Source organism: Allorhodopirellula heiligendammensis (assembly GCF_007860105.1).
Taxonomy (GTDB): domain Bacteria; phylum Planctomycetota; class Planctomycetia; order Pirellulales; family Pirellulaceae; genus Rhodopirellula; species Rhodopirellula heiligendammensis.
This window is the reverse complement of the sequence record NZ_SJPU01000015.1, coordinates 1-9,503: the sequence shown is the minus strand read 5'-3', so window position 1 is coordinate 9,503 and position 9,503 is coordinate 1. Positions and strand designations below refer to the sequence as shown.

At 54.2% G+C, this 9,503-nt stretch carries 11 protein-coding genes; 2 read left to right on the top strand and 9 right to left on the bottom strand.

The genetic code is table 11. The annotated features are described in order from the left end of the window. Positions 1-256: 256 nt before the first annotated feature. Positions 257-562, bottom strand: coding sequence for a hypothetical protein (locus Poly21_RS26485; protein WP_302120737.1), 306 nt, complete (start codon positions 560-562; stop codon positions 257-259). Positions 563-1,118: 556 nt separating this feature from the next. Here Poly21_RS26485 and Poly21_RS26480 point away from each other — a divergent pair. After that, a complete protein-coding gene (locus Poly21_RS26480; protein WP_146410080.1) occupies positions 1,119-2,456 on the top strand; it encodes an IS110 family RNA-guided transposase in 1,338 nt (445 codons plus the stop codon). A gap of 138 nt (positions 2,457-2,594) precedes the next feature. Here Poly21_RS26480 and Poly21_RS26475 read toward each other — a convergent pair whose 3' ends face one another. From Poly21_RS26475 to Poly21_RS26440, 8 genes are all read right to left on the bottom strand, one after another. After that, the gene (locus Poly21_RS26475) at positions 2,595-3,059 is read right to left on the bottom strand and encodes a hypothetical protein (RefSeq protein WP_146410078.1); all 465 of its coding nucleotides are present in this window, start codon (positions 3,057-3,059) and stop codon (positions 2,595-2,597) included. Positions 3,060-3,198: 139 nt separating this feature from the next. Beyond that, the gene (locus tag Poly21_RS26470; RefSeq protein ID WP_146410077.1) at positions 3,199-3,747 is read right to left on the bottom strand and encodes a hypothetical protein; all 549 of its coding nucleotides are present in this window, start codon (positions 3,745-3,747) and stop codon (positions 3,199-3,201) included. 168 nt (positions 3,748-3,915) lie between these two features. Next, the gene (locus Poly21_RS26465) at positions 3,916-4,254 is read right to left on the bottom strand and encodes a hypothetical protein (protein WP_146410076.1); all 339 of its coding nucleotides are present in this window, start codon (positions 4,252-4,254) and stop codon (positions 3,916-3,918) included. 135 nt (positions 4,255-4,389) lie between these two features. Next, on the bottom strand, positions 4,390-4,845 hold the full coding sequence (locus Poly21_RS26460) for a hypothetical protein (RefSeq protein WP_146410075.1): 456 nt from the start codon (positions 4,843-4,845) through the stop codon (positions 4,390-4,392). A gap of 882 nt (positions 4,846-5,727) precedes the next feature. Further along, on the bottom strand, positions 5,728-5,949 hold the full coding sequence (locus Poly21_RS26455) for a hypothetical protein (RefSeq protein WP_146410074.1): 222 nt from the start codon (positions 5,947-5,949) through the stop codon (positions 5,728-5,730). 114 nt (positions 5,950-6,063) lie between these two features. Beyond that, positions 6,064-6,564, bottom strand: a complete 501-nt coding sequence (locus Poly21_RS26450; protein ID WP_146410073.1) for a hypothetical protein — start codon at positions 6,562-6,564, stop codon at positions 6,064-6,066. A gap of 460 nt (positions 6,565-7,024) precedes the next feature. After that, complete coding sequence (locus Poly21_RS26445; protein WP_146410072.1) at positions 7,025-7,378, bottom strand: hypothetical protein; 354 nt, start codon at positions 7,376-7,378, stop codon at positions 7,025-7,027. 114 nt (positions 7,379-7,492) lie between these two features. Beyond that, a complete protein-coding gene (locus Poly21_RS26440) occupies positions 7,493-7,816 on the bottom strand; it encodes a hypothetical protein (protein WP_302120734.1) in 324 nt (107 codons plus the stop codon). Between the two features lie 189 nt (positions 7,817-8,005). Here Poly21_RS26440 and Poly21_RS26435 point away from each other — a divergent pair, with 189 nt between their 5' ends. Then, entirely contained in the window at positions 8,006-9,370 is a 1,365-nt protein-coding gene (locus tag Poly21_RS26435; protein ID WP_302120733.1) for an IS110 family RNA-guided transposase, read from the top strand. Positions 9,371-9,503 lie beyond the last annotated feature (133 nt).

Below are 9,503 nucleotides of genomic sequence, written 5' to 3'. Positions count from 1 at the left end.
GGACCCAAAACAGACACTTAGTGCAAGATCCTTCGTTAGATCGAAGACTGAAATTCACTGGACGGCTCCATGCATGAGGCTGCTATTTTTCTGCATCGATTCAACAATTGAAGCGTAGTTCGACGAACGGTAGACATCACGGGGGACGGACGAAAGACTCTCCACTTCAAAAACCGCGCAAGCCGTCCTCCCGTGCATGTCATGGTTCTGCGATTTCTGTGCGCTGAGGACTTGGTCGGTCGCGGTTGTGGAAAGGCTACTCGACCGCACCACGACCGGTCCATTCTAGCCTGGATTGTACGTAGCGGATGAGGGCGTCTGCAACAATATCGGCGTCCGCCTCGGATTCGAGCAATTGGGATAAAGCATTACCGTGTTTTGTCATGGTGATCGCTTCTTCGTCCGCTGGGATTTTTACTGCGGTCGCCGTGTCTCGTGCGAGCGAGAGAATTTGCTCATCAGTGTTCCCCTCGTAGCGGCATGGAGCGATCTTGATGCCGGTCCCGCGACCGCGTCCGTACACGAGCGATTTCAGTTCGTCTATCGTGTGCATCGGAAACACGGCTCACAACTACTTGGGCAGGAGAGCGATTCAGTCGCAGAACGTCCGGCATCACCGGGCGGGGAGAGTTAGGTGTCCATTCGTGAAACCGCGCAAGCCCCGCTCCGTGTGAATGCCATGGTTATCAAACTTACAACGCAGCGCTTCGGGGTGGCTGTGGAGGAACTGGTTTCTAGGATTTCGTTGCAAGTCCGATTGGTCTACGTGAGAATGAAAGTGCACGGATCGGGTCGCGGAGGCCGTCTGCGGATTGGTGCTTTGAGCCCGCTGGTTATCTTGGCCCTGTTCGACTCTTGACGTTGGCATTGATGGCACGTTGATTTGCATTCGCATCTCAATACGACCTCGTTGGAGAACCTAAACAGCAATATGTCGAGTACGCCCGATCCGTGTTTTTCTTCCCGAACACACAGGAGCGTTCATTGTGGCACGCAAAAAACGAAAAAACAAGCAAGGTGTCTGCGGTAACAAAAAACCTCTCCAAGTCCGCAACACGACTGCGAAACGGCGAACTCCTCGACGTGGCGGGGTTCCCGTTGACAATGCGCCACCTCCAATCGAATCGCTCAAGCAGGTCAACACTAACGCGGCGGGGATCGACATCGCAGCGAACGTCCACTTCGTCGCGGTGCCCAAGGACCGTGACGCGGAGAACGCTGTCCGCAGTTTCGGAGCCTTCACTGCGGATCTGGAAGCGATCGCCGATTGGCTCACCGAGTGTCGAATCGAAACCATTGCGATGGAGTCTACTGGGGTCTACTGGATTCCACTTTTTGAAGTGCTCGAGCGGCGAGGCTTCGACGTGATCTTGGTCGAACCGAGTCAGATCAAGAAGTTTCGTCGTAAGACCGATGTCCTTGACTGCCAATGGATTCAAACTTTGCATACCTTCGGGCTGCTCACCGGATCGTTCCGACCGGACGATCAAATCATTGTCCTGCGAAGTTACATGCGACAACGTGAGATGCTCGTCAAGTGTGCGGCGCAGCATATCCAGCACATGCAGAAGGCCATGGAGCAGATGAACCTAAAGCTCACTGAAGTGGTCAGTGATATTCTGGGTGCGACGGGCACGGCTATCATCGACGCGATTCTGGAAGGCGAGCGCAATCCGCATCGACTTGCAAAACTACGTAACGAAAAATGCAAGAATGATGAAGCGACGATCGCATTGGCGCTTCAAGGCAACTGGCGAGACGAGCACCTGTTCTCATTGCATCAAGCGGTGGACTTGTACCGCTACTATCACCAGAAGATTGTGGAAGTGGACGCGCAGATTGAAGCGTACATGCGTCAGTTCGAGGACAAGTCTGGCGGCGAACCGCTCGCCAAACCACCTCGCTCGAAGCAACGTAGCAAGACGACCAACGAACCAAAATTTGACACTCGCACATTGCTGTATGAGGTCCTGGGTGTCGACTTGACTAGCATTGATGGGATAGGTGCTCACTCGGCATTGCAAATCGTGTCTGAGATCGGCACGAACGTAGATGCGTTTCCGACGGAAAAACATTTCGTGAGTTGGCTGAGTCTTTGCCCGGAGGCGAATAAGTCAGGCGGCAAGAAGCAGAAGAAGGGCAAAAGCCCGACGCATCGCAGCAGTAATCGCGTGGCACAGGTTTTTCGAGTGTGTGCACAAACATTGATTCAGTCGAAGTGTGCACTGGGTGCGTTCGGCAGACGCCTGAGAGGTCGCGATGGCGCGGCCAGTGCGATCACAGCAATCGCTCGCAAGCTAGCGATCATCGTGTACACGATGGTGAAAACGGGTCGCCCGTACAAAGATGTCGGGTCGGATGTCTATAACAGTCGGTTTCAAGACAAGCTGGTAGCAAGCCTTCGCCGTCGAGCGATTGAATTGGGCTACGATCTGCAGCCGACGCTGTCGGTCTAGAACACCCAAGCAAACGCGAGTGCCGTGCTGAACTGTGATATCGGTGCGCTCATGTTCTAAACAATCGCAACAAATCACTGCACCAGAGTCATCATGACTCATAAGAATGGCCCATCGAGACCCAAAAGCTGTTACTGTTCACCCGCCTGATGTGGGGTTCGTGGGTGTAGTTCCTGGAGATCCGCTCGGTCGGCTGCCATCATTCGGCGGCATATCCGATTCTGGAATCACAGTGTAGTGGCAAACGGTACCGCCAGCAGCCCAGTGTCGAATGCACCCACCAACAATTACGGCATTCTCAACAGTGCCGTCAATTGTCAACGTCGCGACTCCGGTCAGACCTGGCGCTTCTGCGAAGTATTTCAGCTCGTATCCGTCACGCCACGTACCAGTTCCAACGTGTTCGGTGGGAATATCGATATCGGTGTAAACCCAGCGGTTCGTGGAAAATGTCGTGCCAGAAGGTAGCGTTACGATCGCATCGTACTCGCAATCGAATCGCGTGTTGCGCCAAAGACGATGCCTTCGGTGTGTTTGATACGCCGCCATCGCCATCGCGACTAACAGTACGCACACCATCAGAGTGCGAAGACTGAACTTCATTCGGCGAACTCAGTGCGGATAACGTCGGGGTTCACCGGGGACGAGCGGAAAGGCAACCATTGCCAAAACGCGCTTTCGAGTCCTCCGCGTGCAACCCATGGTTCGTCGTACTATAGCGAAGGGGGCAGTGTTGCGTCGGCTATTCCGTTCCAATGTCGTCCTCATGACTATACATGAAGAATGGCTTGGGGGCGGCGGGATCAAGTTGATCTGTTGCGCGCAAATAGGGTGTGAATGGTTGGTCGGAGAGTAAGCGATAGTAGCCATCATACGATAGCATTATGTACGAGAATTGACGTTCCCGCGCGAATGATCTGTCGGCGTCGAGTTCGGCGATGTATGTCGTCGTCAATCCGGTCGGAGAAATGTCAAAACGCTCAACGTTCCCGTTCGTAAGTGTGATTTCGAGTGGGCAGGTAGTTGGCGGATAAGAGTAAAACGCCTTCGGCGTTCTCGATGTGCCGAGCCAACCTTGAATTCGGCTAAGAACCTTGGGCTCAGAAATAGTGACGAATTCACGGTCAACGTGCGGCTTGAAGCGAACCGACGAGATGTTGGCATCCCGCACATCCGCGATCGCGTGATTAAAGCGAAACAGAAGAAACCGATCAAAGATGGTCGGGCCAAGAACGATGAGTGCAACGATAGCGCCGAGAGTTGCGATCCATTGTCTAGCCCGTTTGGTCATGCGGTATCCATTTGCTCGACGAACGGTAGCGATATGCGGGCGGCGGCGAGCAACTCAGCTATCACCAAAACGGCGACCACCGCCGCTCCGTATCATCGCATGGTTCGCCGCTCTACGGTCAAGCGATGCATGGGACCCGAGTGAAGTAGCATAGCAGACAGGCGTCGTTCATTCTCCGGCGATGCATTCCACATCTCCGGTTTCGTCGTTGATCATGAGCATGAAGTGATCCCCGGGAATCCGACTGAAGCCGTCGTACAAAATGCACCAGAACCGCTCGCCGTCGAGGGAGTCGCAAGAAATTCTGGGTGTGCTATGTACCGATAGGTCAATGCCGTCATGAACGCAGTAGTCCGTTGCTGCGAGCACTGCATCATCTGGCGACATCGCCCAATTTGATGGTGGACCCTCGACAAGATCGTAGGCGGGGACGGAACGCTTGTCCCGATTGCAACCAAACGCAAATGGGATGCTGACCAAGACGATGAGCACAATGGCGTAATGCATGTGTTTGGTCGGCGAACGGCAGAATTCACGGGGTCGGGCGGTGAAAAGTATGAACTGCAGAAACGTGTGACGCCCGACTCCCGTGCAATTCTTTGGTTCTGTGCTCGAACGGTAATTAAGGATGGAGTGCCGAGGTCAATTTGGCTTGATATAGGAAATCGACGACTCCGGGAGTATAATCCAAGGCGTATTTTCGTGGAGAGGGAGACGGAGAATTGGCTCTAAGCGAACATAGTTTTCAGCTACCGCAGTAACCTTCCACGGGGACGAAACTTTGTACAAGCTAGATTCGATTTCAGCCAATTGATTCTTTCCAGCAGTTTGATCTTTGGAAATCGCTTCGTAGTTTCTTATTAAGCTAGCAGTTTCCGTTTCCCATCGCTCGATATATTCATTCTCTAAAATCTTCACGGACGTCAGCCCGCTGGAAAACGAAAGATCAATCACAGTTCCCTGCGGCAGGAAGTCAATCAGTCGGGCTGGCATACTGGCCGCATCCTGAATTGGATTGGCCCGTGCCGTATGGACGTACGTGGCAATACCGCACGCAAATAGGGCCGACGCGACAAATGCTAGCTTAAGCGATTTCATTTCGATTCTCCGAAAAGGGTTTGAAGCACAGAACGGCGGCGATATGCGGGCGGCGGCGAGCGACTCAACCACTTCGAGAATGGCTACCAACGCCGCTCCGTCATCATCGCATTGTTACGAGTCGTTTAGTCTAGCGTAGTACCCACAGGCTTGCCTGCGTCTTCGATCCGCAACGAGCACTGCGTCACAGTCATCAATTGATCAGGCGTCGGACCATGCCCCGCAGGGCAGGCGTCGGACAATGCCTCGCAGAGCAGGCGTTGGTTAATGCCCCGCAGGGCAGGCGATGGTTATCGCAGCTCGTGCGTCGGAACATGCCCCGCAGAGCACACTTGGCATTTCATCCACACACATCTTCAGAACGGCTTGATCTCGTAACGGTTGCGACAACCGAGTCGCGACGAGTGATTCTCAATTGCCAACAACGGCGATTCCGCGACTTCGGTTCGTCGCATTGTTACGAGTCGTTTATTGTAGCGTAGTACCCGTGGGCTTACCCGCAGCTTCGATCCGACACACGCACTGCGTCACAGTCATCGATTTGACAGGCGTCGGACAATGCCCCGCAGGGCAGGCGTTGGTTCGTGCCCCGCAGGGCGTGTGCGTCGTGCCCCGCAGGGCTAGCGTTGGTTGTCACGACTCGGCGTCGGACGATGCCCCGCAGGGCACACTTCGCTTCAATACCAGCTTGATCTCGTAACGGTAGAATTCACGGGGTCGGGCCGTGAAAAGTTTGAACTGAAAAAACGCGTGACGCCCGACTCCCGTGCAATTCTTTGGTTATCCGCCTAGTACAGGACGCAAGGGAGTGGCGAACGCTTCTCCGCTAACTGTCGGACGAGAGATCGCGATTCCAGAGCGACATCTTTCCACTCAACGAGCCTAGCGCATAGGCTGATGAAATCGTTCGTACTTATCGGCCATCATGCCAGCGTCAACACCCGGGGTAACTGCGACGCTGGTGATTTCCGTTTCGGCGGCGACGTTTTCATTGAGGTCTACGATTTCCAACTCAGGGGCGACAGCAACCGGCGCGGAAGGCGAACAGCCGCAAGCAGTGGCAAGCAGGAATGCGACTGCGAATCGGGAATAGGGTTGGGTCATGTGATTTCCATTTCTATGAACTTGTGTCGGATAACGTCGGCGATGTGCGGGCGGCGGCGAAGGATTCACCACTGCGAAAACGGTGCCCAACGCCGCACCGCCACCATCGCGTAGTTATTTGCTTCGAGCATGGAAGACTTTGAGTGTCCGAACAAATTCAACAGTGGCAACTGTCGTTATTGGAGCCGCAATTACCGCGAGATAAAGGTCATTGTACCACGGCAGAATGTCGTGTAACGGATAGCCGAGCAAGCGACTGGGCAAAGGTGCTATGACGAAAAGTAGCGAGACAAGCAATCCAGTGAAACACGTTGTTTCAGCAAAGATCCCAGTAATACTCAACGAGCCGATTGGTTTCCAGCGCCGGCGCATAGCACGATAGCAAGAGCACAGGAAAAATGACAGCGTAGCAACAATACAACAACCGATCGCCACACCCAACCGGTCCGAACCCATTTTCCCTGCGATTTCTTGGAATCCTCCAAAAAAGCCAAATGTAGTAAACAAACCGGTGAAGGCGCCGAGAATGCGAGCGATACTCGACGTCGCAATCCATGCAATCCAGTTGCGTGATTCTGCTGGCTCTGTTTGTAATACAGATTCGTATGGATTCATTGCCGTGAGAGTCGTTCTAAATCAAATAACGGCAGCGATATGCGGGCGGCGGCGAGCGACTCAACCACTGAGCCCAAGGCGACAACGCCGCTCCGTCATCATTGCATGGTTACGAGTCGTTTAGTGTAGCGTAGTACCCACAGGCTTGCCTGCATCTTCGATCGGCAACGAGCTCTGCGTCACAGTCACCAGTTGATCAGGCGTCGGACAATGCCTCGCAGAGCAGGCGTTGGTTCGTGCCCCGCAGGGCATGCGAGCTTCGTGCCCCGCAGGGCTGGCGCTGGTTGCCGCTGCTCAGGCGTCGGACGATGCCCCGCAGGGCACACTTGGCTTCCATACCAGCTTCATCTCGTAACGTTGGACATCAGCCGGCACGAGCGGAAGAGCAACCACTGCCAAATCGCGTTTTCGAGTGCTCGGTTGCATGTCTTGGTTCTGCGACAATTGTCGGCGATGCGTTTTAGAGCCAACGACCAAAACCAAGCGATGCGTAGAGGACAAATCCCCCCAAAACTATTTGCAGCGTGGCGATTCGACCATTGGCTCGTTTGAGTTGTTGCGACGCGGCCAAGACAAACGCAGACAACAAGTATAACCCAAACACAAAAGCGTAGGTTGGCAGCGCGAGTGAAACGTCGAATAGAGACGGATCGACAAATTCAGTCGCGACCATCGCAGTACCAAACAGTGCGTAAACGAACGCTACGAGTCCGACGATCGCGACCAACTTCGACGCAATCAAGTGAACGCGACTGGGTATTGTCTTCAGTCGGTGTCCACAGGGGCCAGACGATGGAGCGTACGGATTTTGCATGTACATTCGCAGAACGTTAGTCGTCAGTGGGTACGGCCGATTGATTTTCAATTTTTAAACGCCTGATGCCGTACTCCACTGCACGACATGGTTATCCGCAACGTCGCAATATAGTCAACGCCGAAACACGCGAGACAGCCAGTTCGTATGTGGGCGAGGTTGCGAGTTCTCCGGTATCGCAAGCAGTCGCTCGTACTCCGCCTCAGTCTCAAACACCGTGTATGAGCTGACGGTATCCCAAGCGATCGCGGTCAAGAGACCGCTGTCCCAACGTACCGGTTCGCGAGGCGCGGCGATCCCAGTATAGAAGATGCGCGCCCCTTGTATCTCTGGCACGGGTGATATTATTGCAATGCTATACCGTGGGTTCGGACCACAATAGAACCCAACGACCTTGTCGCAAAAGTCGGGAAGCGATTCGATGTCGGTTTGGTTCATGTTCGGTGAAATAGATGAACGAATGTTGAATAGAAGAAAATCTCAGCCGGATAAAGAATCCATGTAAGTCCAAGGTTTGACGGGTGGGAGCCATTCGTTAAAAAACTGGCGACTCAAACCCGTGATCTGGGCAGCTTGCGGCCGCCCGTCACATTTACTCCACCCACCAAACACATGGAATGAAATCTCATGAAGATTCTCGCACTGGACCTCGGGAAATTCAACTCCGTTTGCTGCCTTTTCGACTCGAAAACTCGCAAAACGCAGTTTGTCACGACACCCACTACGAGAGAACACTTCGGTGTCATCTTCAAGGACACTAAGGCCGATTTGGTCGTCATGGAGGCCTGTGGCCCCTCCGGTTGGATCAATGATCTGGCACAAGATCAAGGGCATGAAACTCTCGTCTGCTCCACGAACGAAGAAGCCTGGCGGTGGACAAACGTCAAACGCAAAACCGATCGGGACGACGCCCTCAAACTCGCTCGCATGGCCGCCATGGGCGAACTCAAAGGCGTCCACACGCCTTCACTGCAACACCGCGAGTTCCGATCGCTTGTCAAATACCGCAAGACCCTCGACGGCCGAATTAACAAAACCAAGAACGCCATCCGTGCTTGGTTCGTCAATCATGGGATCGAGATCGCCACGGGCGAGAAAGCCTGGCACACCGGACGTGATCACATCAACTCGTTTCGCAAACCTCTGGCCGACTGCGGGCCTGAGGAACTCTGGAAAGGAGAACTCGACATCGAACTGACCATCCTCGATTCGCTGTCCCAACAGATCACTGGTGTCGTCAAGAAGCTCGAAGCGATCGGCAAGAATGACGAACGCATCAAGCGAGTCCAAACGATCCCCGGAGTCGGACCACGAACCGCTGAAATCCTCGTCGCGTGTCTCGACGACCCTCACCGCTTTGAAAACGGTCGCCAAGTCTCGGCGTACTTCGGGCTCGTTCCACGTCAGTATCAATCCGGCGAAACAGATCGCAATGGACGCATTACCAAGCGTGGCAATCCACTGGCACGAACGATCCTCGTCGAATGTGCTTGGGCCTCGCTGCGGTACAACCCGTGGGCCAAGGGCGTCTACGAAAGGATCTGTGGCAAACAAAAAACACGCAAGAAGAAAGCTGCGATCGCGTTGGCTCGCAAGATCGCCGTGATCGCCTGGGCGATGCTACGAGACGAAAAGGATTGGGACCCGAAGCAAATGATCCAGGTCACTGAATCGTTCGGAAGGATGCCGGCGGGGCTCAAGGACTCACTGCAAAACATGAAACCTAAAGAGAATGCAGATCAGCGAAAAAGTCGTCTTCGCAAGGAAGCCCGCGCGGCGAGAGAGGCCGCCGAGAGCCGTGCTTCAAAAACAACTGGGCAGAATCCCATGAAGAGAAAGACCACTGGATCTGCCAAGCCGACCGCTTCCAAACGCAAAGCGACCAACTCGCCGGCGACGCGCTCGTCTCGGTCCACTTCTCAACCAAACGAGAAACGACAAACCAAAACCTCCGAGCCACGGCGAGCAAGAAAGCCAGTAATCCCTGCCTGATGCTCCGACATCGGCGTAACGAATCGGCCTTGCTCGCCTTCTAATCAACTGATGAACCCAAGCCTGCAGGACAACCAGAACGGGCTGACTGATGTGAAAACATCGTCGTAACGAATCGGACCTGCTGGCCATT